Source organism: Paenibacillus chondroitinus NBRC 15376, from assembly GCF_004000765.1.
GTDB classification, from domain to species: domain Bacteria; phylum Bacillota; class Bacilli; order Paenibacillales; family NBRC-103111; genus Paenibacillus_E; species Paenibacillus_E chondroitinus.
On sequence record NZ_BILW01000048.1, the window covers coordinates 1 to 22289 of the forward strand.

Genomic DNA, 22289 nt, shown 5'->3' on the forward strand with positions numbered 1-22289 from the left:
GAACCGCTTGTGCTTGTGAGCGTTTCGTTAAGTGTGGCTGAGCTGTCTGTGTCCGAAGCATTATTAGCCCCGCTGCTGCTCGTTGACGTTTCTGTTGCCGTTGAGTTGCTATCTGTGTCTGATGTACTGTGCGCACCGCTCAAGCTCGTAGTGGTTTCATTAACCGATGTAGTCCCCTCGGTACTTGAAGAATTAGTCGCTCCACCTGTCGTAACCGAATTTGCGTTCTGGGGAGAGAGCAAGGCTGATGCATTAGCAAGCTTCTTTGGTGCGCGCGAGTGAGGGTGAGGTTTATGTCTAGAAGAGCTAAATTTAGGATTCTTTGTTCTACACCCTTTTTTCTTAAACTTATCAATCATCCTGTTCGCCCTCCACAATTAGGGAATACACCATTCTATCCTTTGGCTGCAAAAACGGAAGCGGCGGTTGTCCATCAGTCTATCAACTATTTTAAAATGGGATAAAATGTAAATATTTCAGATGTACACATATTTTAAGAGGGCTACTCTGTGATAAACTATGAAAAAAACTTCCCTGAGACAGCCTCAGAGAAGTTCTATTAAACTAGCTTATGAATCCAGGTCTAAACACGGAAAGCCGTCACCACTTGATGCAGATCCTGGGCAATCGTCGACAGGTTTCTCGCGGAAGAGGTAATCTCCTCCGTGGAAGCCAGCTGCTCTTCCGTAGCAGCAGCTACAGACTGCGCTGTCCCTGATGTTTGCTGTGCGACAGAACCGACATTGGCCACTGTTGCGGCAATCTCCTCGGTGGAAGCAGCCATCTGTTGTGCAGCTGCTGCGGTCTCCTGGATTTTGCTTGCTACTTCCTGCGAAGCTGCTACGATCTGACCAAAGGCCATTTCGGCGCTGCCTACTTCTTTCAAGCCTTCCTGTACTTCCAGAAGTCCAGTGTTCATAACCCCCGCAGCGCGAACAGAATCCCTTTGAATATTGGAAATGAGTTCAGAGATGTCACGCACGGATTCATCTGTTTGGGAGGCCAACTTACGAACCTCTCCCGCAACAACCGCAAATCCTTTGCCGCTTTCTCCGGCACGCGCAGCCTCAATCGCCGCATTCAAAGCGAGCAAATTCGTTTGGGAAGCGATATTTCCAATCAGCGTCGAAATTTGCCCGATGCTCTGGGAGTGTCTCTCCAACTCTTGAATAACCTGATTCGCCGAGTCAACCGAATGGCTGACCGCTTGCATTTTATAAACAACCCGCTCCATAGCGTGTGTGCCTTCCTCTGCCATTTGCGTAGCGGAAATGGACAGCTCTGATACATCCGAGGTCGTCTCTGCGATCCGCTGAATGCCGACCGACATTTCCTCCATCGCTCTGCCGCACTCCATCGAGCTTTGCGCTTGGATATCTGCACCGGTTGCGAATTCTTGCACAGCTGCCGCCACGTGCTGGGACGCGGACGTATTTTGCTCCGAACTGGCAAATAGCTGCTGGGAGGATGCAGCCACACTACCTGCGGCTTGCAGCATATGATGCACTGAATCGCGCAGGTGGTCGACCATTTGATTCACAGAGCCGGCCAAGTCGCCGATTTCATCTTTATTTTTCACGATAATGGGCTCCACGGTAAGATCGCCGTTCGCAATGCGGTTTAAAGCCTGTGACGTTTTGCGAACAGGTGTGGAGATATTGCTAACAAGTGCGTAACAAGCAGCCAGCATGAAGACGATCAATGCACCCAATACGATGAGTGAGATCATGACACTTTTTTGGTACAGATTTTTATTTTCTTGATCCGCCAGCTTTCCGCCATCCTGGTTAAAGGTTACCATCTCGGCCATCGTTTTTTGCGCTTTGCCAAATGTGGTTGCCAGCGTCTGAAGGCTTTCTGCAGCTTCCTTCGTTTTCGTCGGATCAGCGGAAAGTTGCTTGTTTATCAAGAAGGCTGCTTTGAAATCTTCCCAGCTTTTGTTAAGCTCATTGAACTTGGTGGTATCTTCGTCCCCGGAGAGACTTCCCTTATAGTTTTCTAACAATTTGTCGATTCCTGTCATCGCTTGAGCAATGCCTGCATCGAGAGGCTCATGTTTTTTGGGATCCGGTTCTAACTTTTTCTGATAGTAAAGGGTTAAAATATGCTCCGAGTTAAAATGAATCTCATCAATGATTTGCACCCCTACCATCCAATTCGTAGCCATCTCCGCACTGTTGTCTTTGAGCACGCCCATCCGCGTCATATCGGTTAAACTTAACCCTGCGACCATGAGAAAAATAATTGCAAATACCATCATCATTTTCGATCTTACAGTAAAACGCATGTTTGAAATCCCTCCAAGTATTGAATGAATGACCCAACAATGATGTATACTCAAATCATCCTGTTACCTATTATCATAAAACGAAATCGTTAAATGAATTACGTAATACTGTTATCGAAATTGTAAGTTTTCCTAACATTTTGATGAATCCTGACGATTTATGGAGGCTTCCGATGTCACTATCTTTACGTTTCAAGCTTGTTGCACTTCTTGTTCTAATCACTACTTTTTCATTAACGGTTGTAGGTTTTACGAATTACAAGCTTTCAAAAGATAAATTAATTGGGCAAATCAAAGACCAGTCCATTACTGCTGTCGCCAATTCCGCGCAAAATTTATATGACTTCCTGTCCATTCGCCTAGCCGAGGTTGAAATGTTAAGCCGTGTTAGCGTCATGAAGTATGGAACTGTTCAGGAACGGCTGGCCTACCTGACCCAAGAACTGCAAACGGGGAACAATCGCTTTTTGGCGATGGGGGTCGCCGATACAGATGGGAATCTAATTCTTACCACGGGTCAAAAGCTGAATATCAAAGGCCAGCGGAGATTCGATGAGGCTTTGCTCGGCAAGACATACATCTCGGATCCCTATATCGGCGAAATTTCAGGCCAATATATCATTACCATTACCGCTCCTGTTTGCGATGAAAACAAAAAAGTAACTAGCATCGTCGATATTTCACTAGACGCGGAAGCTACCTTTCGCGATCACCTGCATACGCCCCTTGAAGGGGTCCAGACCGTCATCGTGAACCATGAAGGAACCATTCTGTACCATACGGATGCCAGCAAAATTTTAAAACAGAATATTTTCAACAACAACCCTTCATTGGCTTATGTCCTGGAAGAAGCCTTCCAGCAAGACGCAGGCTATTTGGACCAATATTTGGATAACGGTAAAAGAGCGCAATGGTTCTATGCCCGTGTGCCCAATTTAAATTGGCATCTCGGTTATTCCATGCCGATGACAGTTTACCAACAATCAGCCAGTTCATTGCTTTGGTGGACCGTTGGCTTAATCGCTGGAACCGCCGCGATCTTATTTTTGCTGATTTGCATAACAGCGGACTCGCTCATCATCTCACGGATTCAACAAATCCTTCGCGTCACAGAATCTGTGGCTGCCGGCGACTTTTATATCAAGCCGCTCCAGTTCAAAAGCAAAGATGAGCTAGGCGCTCTTGCGCATTCCGTAAACGGTATGATTGAAAATCTGCGTGAACTTTTCGAACCGTTTGAAGCTTTTATTCAGCATAATCAATATGCGATGATCGTCACGGACCCACACTTTACAATCAATCACCTGAACCGCCGGGCGACCGAACTTCTTGGCTATACGTTCACGGATGTACATAAAAAAGCTACCCCTCTGGTATGGCTGAATCACGATCAGCTCGTTGAAAGAGCCGCCAAATACACGATTGAGCTCGGAGAATATGTGCCTGCCGATTGCACAGCACTCGTGATCCGCTCGCTTCGCCATCTGAAAGAAGATAGCGAATGGATATGGCATCATAAAGATGGAACCCGCCTTTTTGTCCAATTGAGTGTCAGCGCTATATCGCATCCGGGGGGCGATCTCAAAGGTTACGTCATCATTGCCCGCGATATCAGCGACATTAAAGAAAGCAATGAAACGAAGATGCGGCTGCTTACCATTGTAGAAAGCGCGCGGGATGCCATCCTTTCGTTTGATCAGCAAGGCTACATTTTCTATATGAATCAAGCAGGTAAAAATTTAATTGGCTTAGAGTATGAACAAACGGCAAAATATCATTTCAGCGAATACGTTGATATCCGAAGTGATGTCGATCTCGAAGAGGGGCTTCTTACCGCAATAAGCGAAGGGTTCTGGGAATTCGAAGCGGAAGCGTTAACGAAAGAGCAGCGCCGGATTTTCATCTCCGTGACGGTCGTTCCCCATACGCCTGCCGAAAAGGGAGAACGCTACTTCTCCGCCATTTCGCGGGATATTACAGACCAAATGTTAGCCAAAGATGAGCTGATCCTGGCGAAACAGGAGGCCGACGACGCCAACCTGACCAAAGGCATTTTCCTTGCGCGGATGAGCCATGAAATTCGAACACCGCTTAATGGCATCGTCGGGTTATCCTATTTGATGGAACGAACCGCGATGACTCCACTGCAGAAGGATTATATGGCCAAGATCACCAAATCCTCGCTTTCTTTATCGCAAATCATCAGCGACATCTTGGACTTCTCCAAGCTGGAGGTGGACAAGCTGGCCATTGAACATCATGCCTTCCTGCTGGATGATACGATTGACCGTGTGTGCGAAACGCTTAGTGTGCTGCTTGGCCATAAGTCGGTCGATTTTATTTGTGATATTGATGAGCGAGTTCCGCTTGGCCTCATCGGCGATTCCTTGCGCCTGTATCAGGTTCTCTTGAACTTAACCAGCAACGCGATTAAATTCACAGAACAAGGAACCGTCACACTGCGCGTCCATGCCCAGGAGCTTCAGGAAGAGCAAGTGTCTATTGGCTTCACGATCAGCGATACTGGGATTGGCATGAATGATGAACAACTCGCCAAGCTGTTCCAGCCTTTCGTTCAGGCCGATGAAGTCACGAGCCGCAAATTCGGAGGAACAGGGCTTGGACTTGTCATTTCCAAGAGCATCATTGATAATATGGGCGGCTCCATTGAAGCCTCCAGCGAGCCTGGCGTGGGCAGTGTGTTCCGCGTCAACATTCCTTTTGCTTTAACCTTGCAAACGACGAAGTCACATACCCGCTTCCCGCTCCGCGCTTTTCTTGTGGAAGATCACCCCGAGCTGCACCGCGTGCTGCTGCAAACGCTGGCATCCATGTGTTCGGAAGCGGCAGGTGTTTACTCTTGGAAGGAAGCAAGAAAAGCTATCGAGCTTATTCCGCTGGATTTGGTGCTGCTCGATATGGAGGCATTTGACATGTATGGGGAAGAAGTGTGGTTAGACATGCTGGAGACCTGTAATCGGAACAACTTGAAAACGATTATTTATACAACCTTGCCGGGTCGGGATGCCTTGGAGCAGCTGCCTGCGGAGGCCGCACCGCACGCGATTTTGGTCAAGCCGGTTTCTCGGAGCGTTCTGTACCAAACCCTGCAAACGATCACAGGCAGTTATGCTACGGATACCGCCGACCAGACTTCTGAAGCCGGAAAACTTGAAAGTGAAGAAGCTTGGCCATCCTTTCCGCGAATTCTGCTTGTCGAGGATAATGACATCAATCAAACCGTGGCTCGCTCTCTTTTGGAAAGTATGAATGGTGTCGTTCAAGTAGCTTCTAATGGTTTCGAAGCTTTGCAGCATCTGGAAACCTCGGATTACCAATTAATCCTGATGGATATCCATATGCCTGATCTTGATGGGATTGAAACTGCGAAGCGCATTCGGCTTCAGCCCAAATGGCGGCACATTCCCATTATTGCCGTCACCGCCGACTCTACCTTGGAGAAGCGTCTAGCTTGTATTCGCGCGGGCATGAATGAAGTCATCTCCAAACCTATCATTCCTGATCGTTTGTTCGCCGCTGTGAGCACTTGTTTAAGCTTGAGCGGAAAAATGGCGGCACCCGGACTGGATATGGAAGAAGCTCTGGAACGGCTGCTTGGCAAAACCGAAATTTATCATCAAATGCTGAGGAAATTTCATGTACAGTCCCAAGATTTGATTGAGCAGCTAACAACAACCATTCAACAAATTAAGTACGAGGATGCCCTGCATCTCCTGCATACGCTGCGCGGTTCATCAAGCAACCTGTCCGCCAATCGCGTGTACGCCGCGGCTACGGCGCTCGAAGAGACGCTGAAACAGTCCACTCCTCTGGATGAATCCAAAAGCATCCTGATCCAAAACCAGGTGCAATCCCTGGCGATCGCTTTGGAAGAGGTCTTTCACACCATCCAAAAATTGCTACTTGATTGAAAAATGTGCGGTTTTATGTCACTATATGCATAGGGCTCCTGCTGACAGGAGCATGTATTTTATATGTATAGGTGGTTTTAAGAACATGACAGAACAAAGCGCTCCATACCGCATTTTGTTGTATTATAAATTCGTTAATGTGATAGATCATGAAGCATTAGCTCGAGAGCATCTGGCTTATTGCAAAAAGCTTGGCGTCAAAGGACGTATCCTGATCGCCCCGGAAGGCATCAACGGCACCCTCTCCGGAACCGTGGAACAAACCGACGCTTACATCGCCATGATGAACCAAATGCCTCTTTTTAAAGATATGGTCTACAAAATTGATGAGAGCGAAGGACATGCTTTCAAGAAGTTGTTCGTTCGTCCTAAAAAAGAGCTCGTCACCTTCCGTCTCGAAGAAGATGTGAATCCGAATGAGCTGACGGGCACGCATTTGAAGCCCAAAGACTTCTATGAAAAGCTTCAACAAGAGGATGTTATCGTCCTTGACGGGCGCAACCATTACGAGTACGAAATCGGGCACTTCCGCGGTGCGATTCGCCCCGAAGTGGAAACAACACGCGAATTTCCGGAATGGATTCGCAACAATCTTCAAGAATTTAAGGACAAGCCGATTCTCACTTACTGCACAGGCGGTATTCGTTGTGAGAAGCTGTCCGGCTTCCTGATTCAAGAAGGCTTCAAAGAGGTTTACCAGCTCGATGGCGGCATTGTCACTTACGGGAAAGATGAAGACGTGAAGGGACGCCTTTTTGACGGTAAATGTTACGTGTTTGATGAGCGGATCTCGGTTCCTATCAACCGTACGGACGAGGATATCATTGTAGGCAAATGCTACCACTGTGGCAAACCAGAGGATCGCTACATCAACTGTGCGAACGATTTGTGCCATCTGAAGCATGTATGCTGTGAAGCTTGCGAAGAAGAGCATAACAGCTTCTGCTCCAAGGAATGTGAAGAGAAGACGCTTAGCTCGTTAGAAGCATAAATTCAAATATGAAGAACCTAGCGGTAGATCGCCGATCTCCGCTAGGTTTTTTATTGTGCCGAGGGGATTCGGCATTTGAAGAGGCCTCGCTTACTTTTTATTCGCTGCCTTCCAAGCATCAATTTGTGTTTGCATTTCAGCCAGCAGCTTGTCCATGCCTGCTTTTTTCAACTTCTCATTTAATTTCGGCAATGTTGTATCAGGATCAAGCGATCCGGTAATCAGGCCTGCTTTAAATTCACTAATCGCGGACGCGCATTGGGCCAGCTCACTTTTCACTTTAGAAGGGTCGAAGCTGAAGCCAAGCACTTTGGACGAAATAGCCGATTTGTTCATATCCGGGCCTGCCGGGAACCATTTCGGTTGTAATGGACTTGTGCGATAGGAGTTAAACATATTGCCGTACTCCCAGCCCGAAGCAACGTTGTAGCCGCTGTTAGGGATCGTTTCGATTAGATCCTCGCCTGTTTTCTTGTAATGCTTGCCCTCAATCCCATAGTTCATAAGATTAAACAGCTTGGCATCCGAATACATCAAATCATAAAACATCATGGCACGTTCCGGATTCTTCGATGTACGAGGAATCGCTGTCAAAGTTCCGATAATAGAACCCGTACTCATATAGGGAGGAGCAAATTGGACAGTTAATACGTTTTCCGGTTTGCCATTGCCGTAACGATCCGCTTGGTTAGCAGGTACGTCGGGGTTCATAACAGCTGTTCTTGTAATATATTTCCCAGCCTTCTCGTCCGCATCAAGATCTGTAATGGTAGGCGCATCTTTACGAATAATGCCTTTTTGGTACCACTCACGCATCAGCTTAAGGAAGTTCACGTACTCTTTTGTCTCAAAGAGATTGACGACCTTCGTCTCATTGTCATTGATAAGGAGTACTCCTGGGTTCGTATCGGCGAAATACTCAATGCCTAGCGCAGACCCAATATAACCTAACTGGTCATCGTTACCTTTCACGCGAAACGCATATTTATCTTTCTCGCCAGCAGCCACTTTTTCCAAGAAAGGCGTCAAATCTTCAAGCTTTTTGGCTTTTGACGGGTCGAAACCGTATTTGTCCGCGTACGTTTTATTGATCAGCATGCCCGGTGTTCTTGCAAGAACCTGCGTATTAATAATGCCATACAATTTGCCGTTAATTTTCGGGGCTTCCCATGCTTTTTCAGGTACCTGTTTCAAAATGTTTGGACCATACTTCTTGAGCTGATCCGTGATATCCAAATAAGCCCCTTTATTCACTGCGGATACATAATCATTCGTCCAGTTCGATGTGAACATTAGATCGACATTTTCGCCCGAAGCCAGGACAGCTTGCATTTTTTGATCGTAATTTCCCCAATCTACAAACTCGATATTAATCTCCGCATTAATTTTTTCTTTGGTGATTTTGTTCATCTCGGCGAATACCGCTTTCGCATCGGAGAAAGTACCTTGTGGGAGATACCATTTGAGCGTTACCGGATCAAGCTTCTTGGCTACGGCGCTCGGGGCTGCCGTCTCTTTGTCCTCTGCTGCAGCGGGTGTAGCTGTTGAAGGATTGACCTCCGTTTTGCTGCAGCCTGCAAACATCATGGAGCCTAACAGAATCGTGGTTAATGCGAGCGGTAGCGATTTCATTTTTCTAGTTTTCATAGTAGAACCTCCCTAATGATCTATTATTGAACACTCAAATGAATGTAACAATCAATAACTATCTAACCTTTCACTGCTCCTAACGTGAGACCTTTGACGATATATTTCTGGAAGAATGGAAAAACGAACATCATAGGACCTATCGCCAGTACAGCCATGGCCATGCGAACGGATTCTCCTGGAATTTGCTCCAGATTGATTTGGAGTCCCGCTTGCATATGACTGGTTAAATGCTCCAAATTCGACATGATACTCTGCAGCAAATATTGCAGGGGAACGAGATTACTATCCGAAATATACAACATCGCCAGCCACCAATCGTTCCAATAACCCAGCGCGTAAAATAACCCGACAGTCGCCAGCGCAGGCTTCGACAAAGGCACAATGATGCCGGCGAATATGCGTATCTCGCTTGCTCCGTCAATCTTGGCAGACTCTATAACTTCAAAGGGCATACTCATCAGAAATCCACGCATAAGCATGGCGAACCAAGCGCTTACGCCATAAGGCAGGAATAAGGCAAATATTGTGTCCTGCAGATGCAGAATCTTGGTTACAACCATATAGGTGGGCACCAATCCTCCATTAAAAATCATCGTAAAGAACACATAAAACGATGTGACCCGGTGATATCTGTAATCTCTGCGCGTCATAACATAAGCAACAGATGTGGTCAAAATGAGGCTTAACACCGTGCCCAAAACAGTGACGGTAATCGTAATGAAATAGGCATTCAGCAATTGCTTCGGCGTTTGCAGTAAATACGAATACGCTTTGCCTGTTAGATGTTCTGGAATGAGATTGTACCCGTAATGAACAATATCGGAATCGGAGGTTAAGGATACGGAGAGCACGTAGATCAGCGGAATAACCGTAATCAATGAAATGAAGAGGAAAAATGTGATATTTACACCTTGGAACCATTGCTGAGCCCGACTTCGAATCGGCATAGCTTTCTCTCCTTTTGGGCTAGAACAACGCGCTCTCGCTGTCTATTTTTTTGACAATCCGATTGGTGATAAGGACAAGCACAAGTCCTACGAACGATTGGTATAGGCCAGCTGCCGATGCCATACCGATATCGCCGACAACTCGTAATGAACGATACACGTAGGTGTCGATAACGTCGGTAGCCGAATATAAGGCTCCTGCATTGCGAGGCACGAAGTAAAACAAACCGAAATCCGAAAAAAAGATTTTCCCCACATTCAACATGAAAAGCAGCAGTACCAGAGGCACAATTAGCGGATAGGAAATACGCAAGATCTGTTGAAACCGAGAGGCCCCATCAATGGCGGCGGCTTCATAATAACTTGGATCAATGGACATCAATCCTGTGTAGAAAATGATTGCGGTATAACCGACATTTTTCCATAGATAGGTGATGACCAGAATGACAGGCCAGTATTCGGGGTCCGAGTACCAGTCGACCGGCGTAATATTCAGCCATTCCAGCAGCTTATTGACGGCACCGTAAGTAGGATTGAGAAGGATATACGTAAGATAGCCGACGACTACCCAGGATAAAAAGTAAGGAAAAAAGAGAACGGTTTGAAACACCCTCACTGCCTTTCTTCCCAACTCGGCCAGCAGAATTCCACATACGATGGAAGCCGCAAGCCCGATAATAATGAACAGAGCATTCAGCAGCAGCGTATTACGCGTCACCCTGAGCGCATCCTGGGAAGTGAAGAAAAACTTAAAGTTATCCAACCCTGCCCAATCACTTCCCCAAATCCCTTTGGCATAATTAAAATCCTTGAAGGCCAGCACCGTGCCGAACATCGGCAAATAGGAGAAGGCAAAAACAAACAACAGAGCCGGAAGAGAGATAAGAAACAAACTTTTGTTTTTTCTCAAATACGTTAATTCTTTTTTTAGTAGAATCACAGCCCCACTCCTTTGAGTAAATGTATGTCTAACCTTGATCGACACCCTAACTGTAAAACGTACAGCAAGAACCCGTATACTGCTCATTTTATTTCTGCCTAAAGCTGCGACCGTACTTTTTGTATTTTGTTTCCTCTCAAGGACTGTACTTTTTTGTTGATACAAGAAAAAACCGTTACGCAGCAAGGCTTGAACGGCCTAAGTCAACGTTAACGGTCTTTATCCTCACATGCGTTCCTTTATTCGCTTGGCCATAAATTCACGGGGAGTTGTCCCAAATTTCGCTTTAAAAACTTTGTAAAAATAGCTTTCATTTTCAAAACCGACTTTACGCATAATATCTTGAATGTTCAATTGCGAGTTCTCCATCCACTCCACAGCCCTCTCAAGCCGAACTCGATTCATGTAATCAGGAATGGACATTTGTTTGTGCGCCTTGAAAATCTTTCCGACCTTGGCCGGGGATATGCCTATCACCGTTGCGATCTCGGAAGCCCCCAGATTTAAATCTGCATAACGCTCGTCGATCATTTCTTGGATACGCAGTGCAATGACGACATCTTCAGAGATTCGTTCTCTTTCAACCTCAGTATCACTCGTAATTTCCTCAATGACCTCCATCCATTTGGCTTGGAATTCGCCTATCGTTTCTATCTGCAACAGTTCTTTACTCATCAGAATCGTATTTACTTTAACGGGTTCTTTGCGCGATTTATTGAGATCGTAAACGAGGTACTTAAACTGATTCACAGCGTGCAGCAAGGACAGCGTCATGTCGCTATATTCAAGCTTTTTCACTTCATCTAAAAGTGCAGCAAGCTTATCCGCCGAACCTCGGTAATTTCCATTCCTCACCTGCTCAAGCAGTTGATTCTCCAGCTCCAATACCCGATCCATCGATGGAATCTGACCTAATTGCTTAATGAAACCTTGCGTTAACACGGACATTTTACCGGCGATGAAGCGATACATAGATACATTTAGGGCTTGCTGATAAGCCGTTGTTGCATACGTATGGTCTCCGACACTGGCACTTAAAGCAGCGGTAATCGACAAGTTATAGCATTGGAACAAATAGGTCTGGCACTCCTTAAGCAGCTGCAAGATTAACGGTTCAAGATGATCCAGCGACGTCTCCGATTGTAAAATCACAGCTACGTGATCATTGCGTAAATCAACCGCTTCTGCGTGGCAGGCTTGACTTAGAAATTCCGAAGCAATGTTCATGACCGCGAATACGAGGAGTTCTTTCTCCTCGAAGCTTTTTTCGGTCACATGTTTATAGTTATCGAACTTCAGCACACAGATCATAAAATTATGCTCTTGCCGGAACGGCAGTTTATGCTCAAGGCAAGATGCTTCAAAATCGGCTATGGAGACCGATAAGCTGTTTAATATCCACTTGCTTAAAAAGCGGTTCTTCATACGTTGTTGGCCGGAGATCTTCTCTTGATGAAACTGCCCCAGTTGAGCAGCCGAATTCTTATAAACGTCCTGTAAAAAAATAAATTCATCCTTGGACACTGCGGCTTCCTCGCCCAGGAAATGACTCGAACGCAGCTGCGCAACGAGTTGTTCCACAGGTCTGTAGATCCCTCTCGACACTTGATAGAGAACTAATAATGTCGCTAGCAATACAATGACGGTGATAATGATAATGCTTGTCCTAAGCTTATTTAAATACACGTAGGCTTCGTCATACGGCACCGTCTTAAACAATATCCATCCCGTATGATCGACGGTAATGTAAGCTGCCAAATATTTGTTGCCGTCCAATTTTATACTGAAATAATTCTCAGTAGCTCGAAGTGTCGGGTACTTCTCTTGTAATAAAGCCGCCAGCTTCGTTCCTTCCTCCGACAATGCCTCATTTACTTCCATGAATTGCTGATCATCACTTAGGATGAACATTTTACTGAGCTGCTCCATTTCAACGTTGTTAATCGCTTTAATATTATTGAACAGCCACTCCAGTTTAATGTTCAGGATGACGGCGCCATCCATGCGGCCCTGCTCATCGGTCAGCTCATACATCACATAGGTCAGAACTTTCTCCATTTGAACATGTGAAGCATCGAGGCTTACATCCATATTACGAACAATCGGCTTTAACGGCTGGATCGATCCGCCATGCGCCTGCAGCAGCTTCTCCAACTCTATGTCTTTATGTATGAATTGTCCGTAGGTAGAGTAGTAGTTCTGTTTGTTGTTATTATAAATGTAGACCGATTGAACAAAGGAATTGCTCCAAACGACCGCACTTTTCAGCTTATTAATAACATTCATATAATCAAACGTCTCATTGTCATTCAAATACATTAACGCCCGCACATCATTATTGTTATACGTTGACAAAATTAAATTTCGAACCATGTTATCCAAATATTCCATATTGTATTTGGTTTGGGCAAGAAGTTTACGGCTATTTTTGTATTCGTTATCAAAGACTTTTTCTTGTACGTTGTAATAGACGACACTCGATAAAATAGCTGTAACCAATAAGATTAATGAAGCAAACCATAAGTAGATCCGGGCTAAATATTTTTTGGAACCCAACTTTTTGGTAATTTTCAATCTGCACTCCCCCACCATAGTTAGCTCTCATCTCTTTACAAACTTTTACAATCCCTTCATTAATATTCTAAATATTTCGACAGACTTCGTCTATTACAATATTTTTTCTATTTATTCTAAATAGAGTTAGACATCCAAATTATATAAAAAAAGGGCCCCTCTACAAGTTCGGCAACTTGAGAAAGACCCTTTTCCTATGTACTTAAGATAATTGTTCTACGATGCGGTCGGCAAGCGGATACACAAGTTCCTCTTCCAAGGTGAAATGCCTAAGCAGGATTAAGCAGGCCGTCATCAATTCCGATGCCATCACATGCAGGAACTCTTCATCTATCGGCACTTTCATCGCATTCACACCGTCAACGAAAGTTTGCACAACCCTTTTAGCCAAGTCATGATCCTGTTCCAGAACCGTCACAGAACGGGAAACCGACAGTGCAGTCGTCGGAGGCAAGAAGGATTGCAGAAGTGGAAACAGCTCACTTTCCTCCCATTCCGAATGCTGCTCCAGCTCTTCCACCAGAGATAGAATCAGATCTTGGAGTTCAATCAGCTTACACATGCCTATTGAGCAATCCTCGAGGGAGTACAAGGAAGCAGCCATCGTGCGGATTTCGGCAAGCTGCCCGCGCATCTGTAAATGTTCCTCCTTCAGACGTTCTACGAGTACGGGAAAATAACTCGGATCCACGATATACTCCGTATTCGTTTGAATGCTCAAACGGTCGTTCATTCTACATCCTCCTTTGGGTTCTCCTTCGAATCTTCGTGCGTGAGCAGACGCAAAAAAGGCTGACCTCTTCTGCATTATCATTCTATGCAGGTAGGGTCAGCTCTCATGCGAAGGAATAAAGAACGATTAGAACATTTATCGAATACGGCTTTCGGTTAATTGGAACTGATTCATGAGCTGGAGCAGCGATTGCGTAATCGCCCCGACATCTCCCGTCGTTTGGCGCACGTGCAGCATGTCCTGCAGCAGCTCATGCACCGTTTGCTCAACCTCGGCGGAGATTTGGCGGTTCTCCTTGCTCACGCCCGCCACTTTCTCCATCAGCGCTACCACTTCCTCCACCACTTGCGTTTTCATGGTGTCATGGGCGCTCGCGCTGCTGAGAATCTCGGAGGCAGCCGCCACAATTTGCGTCCCCTCCAATACGACCTTCGTACCCTCCTCCATCGAGAGGAAGGCCTCATTCGCATGGCGCTCGATCTGTTCAATCGTCTCGTTAATCTCCGTCGTCGACTTCTTCGTCAGATCGGCCAGTTTACGAATCTCGCCGGCGACGACGGCGAAACCTTTGCCGTGCTCGCCAACTCGGGCAGCCTCGATCGAAGCATTCAATGAGAGTAGATTCGTCTGCGCCGAAATCTCCTCAATGACTTTCAACAGCTGCGGGATTTCTTGCGTTGTAAGCAGGAACGTCTGAATGGTCTGATTCGTTTCAGCTACCTTGGCTGAAATCTGATTCATCTTATCGCCAATGCGGCCAACTTCATCCTGAGCCACCGCAATTTGATCGGAAGCTTTCTCTTCAAGCTCTCGCAGCGTGCCGCTCATATTTTGCGTCACATCCTTGGCGACGTCAATGTCCCTCAGCTGGCCGCGCAAGGAACGGATCATATTATGGATCTGGGTGCTCATACGACCAGTCGATTGCTCTGTTGATCCGGTCGATTCATTCAGCCGATCTTGACTCAGCTGAACCTCAGCCGCTGCTTGTTTCACCTGCAGCATAATGCCCTCTAGGGAATCGATCATATTGTTGATCCATTTCGCCAACTCCCGGGTTTCGTCCCCTGCAAACTCCTGCACGCGCAACCGTTGTGTCAAATCCCCGCTGCCTTCCGCGTTTAAGCGGATGAACTTATTGATTTGGGCCAGCTGCTTAACAACCGGCTTACTGCCTTTGCGTCTGAGGATACCGGAGCCGATCCAACCGTATATCGCACCGGCGGCAGCTGTAATTGCGGCGCCCAATCCGCTTGAGACATGACCGTTTAACAGCCAAAAGCCACCGCCTGAGAGTAATATAAAACCTACAATAAATTTAAGTTGCAGGCTGAACATTTTCCAATCGATGCTGCGAATCCGGTATACCTCTTCGAGATCCCCTTCACACATCATCCCCCAAATATCCGGGCAATGCGGCAGTTGGAACGTGACTCCCTTCCCAATAACCGAGATGTGCCGGTAATCCGAATACCCTGGAAATTCCACGAACAGGTTGCTTCCTTTGGCAATCGTTCCTGCAACACCCGGGTGCAGCTGCCCTGTTGCCGGATCTGTGAAGATCAGCTCCAACTCCGTATGTTCCTTAACGCCAACAGTACCGAAATCCGTACGTACGCCGTCTTTTAAATTATCGCCATGCGTGAAAGTCAAATCCTCAAACCGGCTTCGGGACAACGCCGTTCCTGGCGCAATCTGTTTATTCAACACGGGCTTCGCCATGAATAAATAGTTATCGCCTGAATCTGGATAGACATGTCCGGATTCCCGCTGAATCAAATCCCCGAGCACATCGTTCGGCACGCGGCCGCAGATAGCCCCTTGCCACTCCCCGTTCTTTACCAAAGGCAAAATAAAAGCCATCGTCATCGCATCATGAAACGGCGAGGTGCTTGGACCGATCTGCAAGGTTAGCGGGTCGGAAAAAGGACCAAACAGACATTTCTCCCCTTTTCGCGTCTCCTCCAACCCTTTCATAAGACCGCTTCCAACTACATACGTCTTGCCAACATGAGCAGGGTATGTCGAGTAACTCACACCTGCTTTTTCATTCAATATAAAAATTTCCGAAAAATCCGCCCCACTCTTCAGCGCAGCAGTGAGCATTTTCTGTATAACTGCTGAATCCTGAGAATTCTGTGAAGCAGTTGAAGCCGACTCGGATAACATCGCATGCAGCCTGTCCAGATGTGACCAATACGTTTCCACCCAGCTGCGCAATAATTCTGTCCGTGTATGGGCTATTCCTTCAAAAATATGTTCCACATCTTCCTTCAGGTGACGATTCAACCGATATGACCACCAAAGCGGCAAGCCTTTCCGAAAACCTAGCCAATCAAACATACCCCGTCCCCCTATATTCACATAAGTGTGTGAATTTATTTAACATTTACCTTATTCGACATTCTATAGGTCTTTCTGTCGTAACGCAATACAAAATTAGGAATTTTCGAAAATTTTTTAATACTTTTGAACTATACCGTATTTCGTCATATTAATTTTACGTCAGTTATATTGACATAATTTTCTGAAAAATCTACAATATAAGAAAATATAGGCATCGCCATCATTTTACGTTATATTTTCTAACACATTTTAAGAATGAAGATCAGAAAGGAGGCCTGGTTTCTGCTTCGGGCCCTCATCTCCATGTAGCTTCCGAATGCATAATTAAGAAACCAGGAAGCTGCGATGTCAAAACCTGAGAATCTGGTCACCACGCCTTATAATCCCCACCCTTTTTACGATGAAATGTTTATGAACGCCTATTCGGTTCGTTCGCATTATCAAACGGTGTTTCGTCAGTTCATGACCATGAAGTCCGGCAATTTAAACAAGCGCCAAACAGCCACCATGAAACGGATGATGGAAGAAGGCATCACCTTCACGCTGTACAGTCCTGATCAGACGGAGGCGCTCGAACGCACGATTCCTTTCGATCCCATTCCACGCATCATTCCGAGGGATGAATGGCTGAAGCTTGAAAAAGGGCTTAGGCAGCGCGTGAAGGCGCTGAATTTATTTCTCAAGGATATCTACCATGACCAATGTATCCTCAAGGATGGCATCATTCCAAGAAAAATGGTTCTCTCGAACTGCTACTTCCGGCCGGAAATGATGCGTTTATCCATTCCCAATGATGTGTACGTGACCGTTTCAGGCATTGACTTAATCCGCGATGAACACGGCGAATACTTTGTTCTCGAAGACAACCTCCGATCGCCGTCAGGATTTTCCTACTTATATAAGAGCCGTTCCATCATGACGCACTTATTCCCCGAGCTCGTGTTCAGCCACTCCATCCAAGATATCGAACAAAGTTTGAACGTGTTTCTGTCCGCTTTGCGTAGACTCAGTCCCGCCGGAAAAAAAGATCCCGTTATTGGCCTGCTGACTCCAGGTTGCTATAACTCAGCTTACTTCGAGCACACCTTCCTTGCTCAGCAAATGGGAATCGAGCTTGTAGAAGGGAATGATCTCGTCGTCATCGATCACAAGGTGTACATTCGCAGTATCAAAGGTCTTCGCCAAATTGACGTGCTGTATCGCAGAATTGACGACGATTTCCTTGATCCGCTTGCATTTGACCCTAATTCGCTGCTAGGTGTCGCAGGCATCATGAATGCCTATCGCGCCGGCAACATCAACATCGTGAACGCCCCAGGCACAGGGGTAGCGGACGATAAAGCCATTTACGCCTACGTTCCCGATATGATTCGCTACTATTTGAATGAAGAACCTATTCTCAATAACGTACCTACGTACATTCTATCGAGACCGGATGAACGCGAACATGTCCTCCAACATTTGAGCACAATGGTCGTCAAAGAAACGTCCCTCTCCGGCGGATACGGTATGCTCATAGGACCAACGGCTTCGGAGAGTGAGCTGGCGGATTTCAGGCAGAAAATCATAGCGAACCCTGATCGATATATCGCCCAGCCCACCATTCAGCTGTCGAGAGCGCCTGTCATGATGGATGGACAAATGGCTGCACGGCATATTGATCTTCGCGCCTTCGTCATCGCAGGAGAAACGATTGAGGTTATTCCTGGCGGACTCACACGGGTAGCGCTCAAAGAAGGTTCACTTGTCGTGAATTCCTCCCAAGGCGGGGGCTGCAAAGATACATGGGTGACGAATTCGTAGAAATCCACATTTAGACGGGAGGCAGCGAAACATGGTGATGATGGGACGAACAGCGGAAGCTTTATTCTGGATCGGAAGGTACACGGAAAGAACGGAGAATCACGCGAGATTAATTGATGTTTATTATCATATCCGCGAGGAACGCGAGAACGGCAGCGGTCAAATGTGGAGCCGGTTAATCGACACGATCGGCGACAGAGCTGCTTTTAACGAGCAATATAGCAGCTGCACGGAGCAGCACGTCCTTCAATACATTACACTGGATAAAAATAATGTGAACTCATTGCTCGCCTGCACCAATCATGCGCGAACCAATCTGCGCAATATACGCGAGAAGATGCCGGCTGAGCTATGGGATATTATGAATGGCCTCTATTTGTGGCTAAAAGAAAAAGACGTCCGCGATATCACAAGCGATTCACCGCATTTATTTTACCGATACGTCCGCGACCATTTATCGATGTTTCACGGAGCGGCCACCTCTGTCATGCCGCGCCAAAATGAATGGCATTTCATAGAAGCAGGACGGTATTTGGAGCGTGCGGAGAATTTGCTTCGCTTGCTGCAATCCTTATGCCAGGACTACGCCAAAGAGGAAATGTCCTCCTACCCGCTTATGCTCTCTGTTCTCAAATCAGTCAGCGGTTATGAATCATTCCGCAGAGAGTATGCGGACACGGTGAACCTGACCAACATTATTAAATTCCTGATGCTGCATGAGGCCTTTCCGAGATCGATCAGCTACTCTTTTCAAGCGATGGAACGTTCCCTAAAGAGCATCCAGCTTGAAGACCCCGATTTAAACATAACGGTACACAAACTAGCCAAGCTGGCTGGGAAAGTGAAAGCTAACCTGGCCTGCATGGATGAGGAAGATATTTTATCCGGCAAATTGGAAATGGCCCTGCAGGCTCTCCGTGAATCTTGCAACCTGATGGGCACTCGGATGTCCAAAGTCTTTTTTCCCTCCAGGGAGGAGGTCATTGCATGAAGAAGCTGGAGATTACGCATATCACACGTTATTCCTACGCAGATACGGTGCAGGACAGTGTCAATGAAGTCCGGTTAACACCGCTGACCGACAATCGTCAATCCTGCTATCATCACAGTTTGATCACCGAACCTGTATCTGCTTTCTTTACGTATTCGGATTACTTTCATAATCGGGTGCATGCCTTCACCGTGAATAAAATCCACCGAGAGCTCACGATCAAAATGAAGTCTACCGTTGTGACACACGATAACGATAACATCCCGAGCGCAGCTCTCTCCCCTTATGAGGAGAAGGCGCTGCGGCTCAGCGATGATTTTCAAAATGAATACGCGGAATACTTGCTGCCTACAAGCTATACAGGACTCACAAGCGAAATTAAGGCCTATTCAGATGCCATTAACGACCAACATATTTCCTTGTATGACTTGCTGGGCACGATCAATACAACGATCCATCGCGATTTTACCTATGATCCCTCTGCTACGTCCGTACAGACCACAGTAGGTGAAATGTTGAAGCTTAGGCGAGGCGTGTGTCAGGACTATTCCCATCTGATGATCGCCGTTTGCCGGGATAAGGGGATACCTGCCAGATACGTGAGCGGCTATCATTTTGTCGGCGATTTGCAAGGAGGCAGCGCTGAATTCACGCAAGCTTCCCATGCTTGGGTGGAGTGCCTGATCCCAGGCAGCGGCTGGTTCGGGTATGACCCTACCAACGACTGCGAGGTCAACTGGCGTTATATCAAGTTAGGCCATGGTCGCGACTATAACGATATCGTCCCTGTCAAAGGGGTCTATCGCGGAGCCGGCGGGCAAGATCTTGAAGTCATTGTCGATGTCAAACTGATTGAGTAGGCCCCTCTTGAAAAAGTGAGGAATAGGCATCCCGCTTGCTCCTCACTTATGATTTGGGCACCCAACACTGCGGCTCTGTCGTGATTGTTTCTCCGGTTGTAATAGCTTTCTCGATCATCATCCCGAGATAATGGTCCTGCGAAGCCTCTTCCAAGCTATAAAAGCTTGGTCCACCAAAGGTATATTCAGCCATTTTCTGCAGGCATGCGGCAATGGCAATTTCATCATCGTATAATCTGGCAGGAGCAAATGGATTCTCGTAGACCCATTTGTCACCGCAGAGAATTCCTTTCAGGTAATACCCTTCCGCATTTTCCAACTCGCCTCTGTTCATGCGCTTCAGCTCCATTTGAAGCTCTGTGCATGATTCCTGCTGAATCAGAACCCGGTTATCGAAAATTTCCCCACGCTGCCCTCTAACGGATAAATGATTGGAGCGTGTCCATGAGCGGTGCTGGTCTTTCGTAAAATCATAAATGCCCAGACGATCGCCAAAGTCCAACCAAGCCAGATCTCTCTGCAAAGGAATGAGTTTATCTTCTGTTGGCGGACCGCTGCGGTTTGGCCCCTGAACCCACGAGGACTCGAAACGCATCGCCCTAATGCGAACATCTTCGAAATTAACCCCTAACATTTTCCGAATTAAGCTAACGGCATGATAGGTTTGTGAGATGGAAACCGTTGTTTCTGTAATTTTACCCAACTGACCCGTACGAATAAGTTCCAAACGCGCTTGTTGAACGGGATGTAGATGGTACTGCTCCGCTACCTGAATACGCGCACCTGTAAGAGTTAATCGCTCATACAATAGCTGAAGTCCGCTTAAATCAGGAGCAGGCGGCGTTTCCAACAAAACGGGAATTCCCCGCTCCGCCAATGCCAGAAGGTAGTCCAGACTTTGTGAAGGTGAAACGGAAACGACGACAAAATCCGGATGCTCGTTTTCCAACAGCTGTTCAAGCGTCCGGTATGTAGCTGTTCCCCATTTCGCTTCCATTTCCTTGCCTTTGTCTTCGCTTCTGACAACCATTCCGCTAATTTCAAACCGCTCAGGCAACGCCTGCGCAATGCGCAGGAAATATTGCGCGCGAAAACCCGCACCGCCGATCAAGCTGAATTTCACTGGTTTCATCATAACTGCCTCCCCATTCCGCGTTTACAGGATTTCGTTCGGATATACCATGACTTTTAAACTGCCGCTTTTATTATGAATCGCCCGTTCCAACGCGTCTTGCGTCTGTTCAAGCGGATAACGGTCTGTAATGAGCGCTTGTGTGTCTATGCCGCCACCGGCAAGGAATTTAATGCCTGTCGGATATGTATTGGCATACCGGAAAACACCATAAATATCAATCTCATTGTCAGCGATGAAAGGGACATTGAGAGGGATTTCATCCTGTGCAGGCAAGCCCACGATGACAAGCTTACCGCCGCGGCGCAAGGAATACAGCGCTGATTGCAAAGCTCTCGGATTGCCGGCCGTTTCCCAAGCGGCATCCGCGCCAATCCCATCCGTCAGCTCTTTGATGCGCTGAACCGCATCCTCATCTTTGACGTTGATGATGTCTGTAGCACCCAACCGTTTGGCGGCCTCCAAGCGGACTTGTTCCAGATCGGTGACAATAATCCTGCTTGCACCGAATGATTTTGCTGCCGCAACGGCCATTAAGCCGACCGGGCCCATGCCCATGATGGCAACCGTCGAACCCGGCTGCAAGTTGCAGCGCTTAGCCGCGTGAATGCCGACGGAGAAGGGCTCGTTGAGCGCCGCAGCCTCGAAGGATAGATGCTCCGGAATCGCAAATACCATGTCTGCGCGGATTTTCATGTATTGAACGAAAGCACCGTCCACCGGCGGCGTAGCCAGGAACTGCACATCCGGGCACAGATTATAGCGGCCTTCTTTGCAGGCCTGACAGTGTCCGCAAGTGACGCCCGGTTCGATGGCAACACGGTCGCCAAGGCTCACGTTAGTCACCGAAGCGCCTGCAGCGACAATGATGCCCGCGCATTCGTGCCCGAGAATAATCGGCTTCTCGACCACGTAGCGGCCAATTCGGCCATTTTCAAAATAATGAACGTCCGAACCGCATACCCCGACAGCCATCACCTTGATCAAGACTTCATTGGCGTCAACTTGCGGGACTGGGCGCTCCTCCATCACAATTGTTCCCGGCTTCGTCATGACAGCCGCTTTCATTTTTGCAGGTAGTTGTCCATTCATTTCTTCTCTCT

The 22289-nt window shown here is 47.0% G+C and carries 15 protein-coding genes; 6 read left to right on the forward strand and 9 right to left on the reverse strand.

Translation table 11 applies throughout. The features are described from left to right. A partial coding sequence (locus PCH02S_RS35950) for a hypothetical protein (RefSeq protein ID WP_164819797.1) occupies positions 1 to 282 on the forward strand: 282 nt, incomplete at its 5' end. 301 nt (positions 283 to 583) lie between these two features. Here the strand turns inward: PCH02S_RS35950 and PCH02S_RS30605 are convergent. Beyond that, positions 584 to 2287, reverse strand: coding sequence for a methyl-accepting chemotaxis protein (locus PCH02S_RS30605; protein ID WP_127457890.1), 1704 nt, complete (start codon positions 2285 to 2287; stop codon positions 584 to 586). 173 nt (positions 2288 to 2460) lie between these two features. Between PCH02S_RS30605 and PCH02S_RS30610 the strand changes: the two genes are divergently transcribed. Then, positions 2461 to 6219, forward strand: a complete 3759-nt coding sequence (locus PCH02S_RS30610) for a response regulator (RefSeq protein ID WP_164819798.1) — start codon at positions 2461 to 2463, stop codon at positions 6217 to 6219. Between the two features lie 85 nt (positions 6220 to 6304). Continuing rightward, on the forward strand, positions 6305 to 7210 hold the full coding sequence (trhO, locus tag PCH02S_RS30615) for an oxygen-dependent tRNA uridine(34) hydroxylase TrhO (RefSeq protein WP_127457892.1): 906 nt from the start codon (positions 6305 to 6307) through the stop codon (positions 7208 to 7210). Positions 7211 to 7300: 90 nt separating this feature from the next. Here trhO and PCH02S_RS30620 read toward each other — a convergent pair whose 3' ends face one another. The 6 genes from PCH02S_RS30620 to PCH02S_RS30645 form a co-directional block, all read right to left on the reverse strand. Further along, the gene (locus PCH02S_RS30620; protein ID WP_127457893.1) at positions 7301 to 8857 is read right to left on the reverse strand and encodes an ABC transporter substrate-binding protein; all 1557 of its coding nucleotides are present in this window, start codon (positions 8855 to 8857) and stop codon (positions 7301 to 7303) included. 62 nt (positions 8858 to 8919) lie between these two features. Then, positions 8920 to 9807 (reverse strand): carbohydrate ABC transporter permease, encoded by an 888-nt coding sequence (locus tag PCH02S_RS30625; RefSeq protein WP_127457894.1) that lies wholly within the window; start codon positions 9805 to 9807, stop codon positions 8920 to 8922. A gap of 19 nt (positions 9808 to 9826) precedes the next feature. Beyond that, complete coding sequence (locus PCH02S_RS30630) at positions 9827 to 10747, reverse strand: ABC transporter permease (RefSeq protein ID WP_246069316.1); 921 nt, start codon at positions 10745 to 10747, stop codon at positions 9827 to 9829. A 225-nt stretch (positions 10748 to 10972) separates the two neighbouring features. Continuing rightward, positions 10973 to 13321: an AraC family transcriptional regulator gene (locus PCH02S_RS30635; protein ID WP_164819799.1), complete on the reverse strand. Its 2349-nt coding sequence runs from the start codon at positions 13319 to 13321 to the stop codon at positions 10973 to 10975. Positions 13322 to 13523: 202 nt separating this feature from the next. After that, entirely contained in the window at positions 13524 to 14054 is a 531-nt protein-coding gene (locus PCH02S_RS30640; RefSeq protein ID WP_164819800.1) for a hemerythrin domain-containing protein, read from the reverse strand. Positions 14055 to 14189: 135 nt separating this feature from the next. Beyond that, positions 14190 to 16397 (reverse strand): methyl-accepting chemotaxis protein, encoded by a 2208-nt coding sequence (locus PCH02S_RS30645; protein WP_127457898.1) that lies wholly within the window; start codon positions 16395 to 16397, stop codon positions 14190 to 14192. A gap of 348 nt (positions 16398 to 16745) precedes the next feature. Here PCH02S_RS30645 and PCH02S_RS30650 point away from each other — a divergent pair, with 348 nt between their 5' ends. The 3 genes from PCH02S_RS30650 to PCH02S_RS30660 are packed head-to-tail and all read left to right on the forward strand — an operon-like array spanning position 16746 to position 20054. After that, positions 16746 to 18203, forward strand: coding sequence for a circularly permuted type 2 ATP-grasp protein (locus tag PCH02S_RS30650; protein ID WP_127457899.1), 1458 nt, complete (start codon positions 16746 to 16748; stop codon positions 18201 to 18203). A 31-nt stretch (positions 18204 to 18234) separates the two neighbouring features. Further along, positions 18235 to 19194, forward strand: coding sequence for an alpha-E domain-containing protein (locus PCH02S_RS30655; RefSeq protein ID WP_127457900.1), 960 nt, complete (start codon positions 18235 to 18237; stop codon positions 19192 to 19194). Beyond that, complete coding sequence (locus tag PCH02S_RS30660; RefSeq protein WP_127457901.1) at positions 19191 to 20054, forward strand: transglutaminase family protein; 864 nt, start codon at positions 19191 to 19193, stop codon at positions 20052 to 20054. Before PCH02S_RS30655 ends, PCH02S_RS30660 begins: the two co-directional genes overlap by 4 nt. Positions 20055 to 20100: 46 nt before the next feature. On the opposite strand, the gene PCH02S_RS30665 is transcribed toward PCH02S_RS30660, so the two are convergent. Together PCH02S_RS30665 and PCH02S_RS30670 are read right to left on the reverse strand one after the other, a co-directional pair. Beyond that, a complete protein-coding gene (locus PCH02S_RS30665) occupies positions 20101 to 21189 on the reverse strand; it encodes a Gfo/Idh/MocA family protein (protein ID WP_127457902.1) in 1089 nt (362 codons plus the stop codon). Positions 21190 to 21210: 21 nt separating this feature from the next. Beyond that, the gene (locus tag PCH02S_RS30670; protein WP_127457903.1) at positions 21211 to 22278 is read right to left on the reverse strand and encodes an NAD(P)-dependent alcohol dehydrogenase; all 1068 of its coding nucleotides are present in this window, start codon (positions 22276 to 22278) and stop codon (positions 21211 to 21213) included. Positions 22279 to 22289: the final 11 nt, after the last annotated feature.

Excerpts from the sequence above, each read along its gene's own strand:
- PCH02S_RS30605 (WP_127457890.1), bottom strand. The coding sequence starts at position 2,287 with ATGCGTTTTACTGTAAGATCGAAAATGATGATGGTATTTGCAATTATT.
- PCH02S_RS30610 (WP_164819798.1), top strand. The coding sequence starts at position 2,461 with ATGTCACTATCTTTACGTTTCAAGCTTGTTGCACTTCTTGTTCTAATC.
- trhO (WP_127457892.1), top strand. The coding sequence starts at position 6,305 with ATGACAGAACAAAGCGCTCCATACCGCATTTTGTTGTATTATAAATTC.
- PCH02S_RS30620 (WP_127457893.1), bottom strand. The coding sequence starts at position 8,857 with ATGAAAACTAGAAAAATGAAATCGCTACCGCTCGCATTAACCACGATT.
- PCH02S_RS30625 (WP_127457894.1), bottom strand. The coding sequence starts at position 9,807 with ATGCCGATTCGAAGTCGGGCTCAGCAATGGTTCCAAGGTGTAAATATC.
- PCH02S_RS30640 (WP_164819800.1), bottom strand. The coding sequence starts at position 14,054 with ATGAACGACCGTTTGAGCATTCAAACGAATACGGAGTATATCGTGGAT.
- PCH02S_RS30645 (WP_127457898.1), bottom strand. The coding sequence starts at position 16,397 with ATGTTTGATTGGCTAGGTTTTCGGAAAGGCTTGCCGCTTTGGTGGTCA.
- PCH02S_RS30650 (WP_127457899.1), top strand. The coding sequence starts at position 16,746 with ATGTCAAAACCTGAGAATCTGGTCACCACGCCTTATAATCCCCACCCT.
- PCH02S_RS30655 (WP_127457900.1), top strand. The coding sequence starts at position 18,235 with ATGGTGATGATGGGACGAACAGCGGAAGCTTTATTCTGGATCGGAAGG.
- PCH02S_RS30660 (WP_127457901.1), top strand. The coding sequence starts at position 19,191 with ATGAAGAAGCTGGAGATTACGCATATCACACGTTATTCCTACGCAGAT.
- PCH02S_RS30665 (WP_127457902.1), bottom strand. The coding sequence starts at position 21,189 with ATGATGAAACCAGTGAAATTCAGCTTGATCGGCGGTGCGGGTTTTCGC.
- PCH02S_RS30670 (WP_127457903.1), bottom strand. The coding sequence starts at position 22,278 with ATGAATGGACAACTACCTGCAAAAATGAAAGCGGCTGTCATGACGAAG.